The organism is Corynebacterium sp. HMSC28B08 (assembly GCF_001806865.1).
GTDB classification, from domain to species: domain Bacteria; phylum Actinomycetota; class Actinomycetes; order Mycobacteriales; family Mycobacteriaceae; genus Corynebacterium; species Corynebacterium auriscanis.
The window spans coordinates 1-871 of record NZ_KV786152.1; the positions used below are offsets into that span (position 1 = coordinate 1).

Below are 871 nucleotides of genomic sequence, written 5' to 3' on the forward strand. Positions count from 1 at the left end.
CCCCCACACCTAGCGCCCACCGTTTACGGCATGGACTACCAGGGTATCTAATCCTGTTCGCTACCCATGCTTTCGCTCCTCAGCGTCAGTTACTGCCCAGAGACCTGCCTTCGCCATCGGTGTTCCTCCTGATATCTGCGCATTCCACCGCTACACCAGGAATTCCAGTCTCCCCTACAGCACTCAAGTTATGCCCGTATCGCCAGCAGACCCGGAGTTAAGCCCCGGGCTTTCACTAACGACGCGACAAACCACCTACGAGCTCTTTACGCCCAGTAATTCCGGACAACGCTTGCACCCTACGTATTACCGCGGCTGCTGGCACGTAGTTAGCCGGTGCTTCTTATCCAGGTACCGTCACCACACGTGGCTTCTTCCCTAGCGAAAGAGGTTTACAACCCGAAGGCCGTCATCCCTCACGCGGCGTCGCTGCATCAGGCTTCCGCCCATTGTGCAATATTCCCCACTGCTGCCTCCCGTAGGAGTCTGGGCCGTGTCTCAGTCCCAATGTGGCCGTACACCCTCTCAGGCCGGCTACCCGTCGTCGCCTTGGTAGGCCATTACCCCACCAACAAGCTGATAGGCCGCGGGCTCATCTCGTACCGACAAAACTTTCCACCAACCACACTAAAGGCCGGTCCTATCCGGTATTAGACCCAGTTTCCCAGGCTTATCCCGAAGTACGAGGCAGATCACCCACGTGTTACTCACCCGTTCGCCACTCGAGTACCCTGCAAGCAGGGCCTTTCCGTTCGACTTGCATGTGTTAAGCACGCCGCCAGCGTTCATCCTGAGCCAGGATCAAACTCTCCATAAAAGCCAGTCAACAGACTCAACAAAAAAAAGAGAGCCACAAACCATGGCCAAAAAA

The 871-nt window shown here is 56.3% G+C and carries 1 rRNA gene; it reads right to left on the reverse strand.

Annotated elements, in window-relative coordinates:
- A 16S ribosomal RNA gene (locus HMPREF3098_RS01635) occupies positions 1–817 on the reverse strand; the annotation flags it as partial.
- Positions 818–871 lie beyond the last annotated feature (54 nt).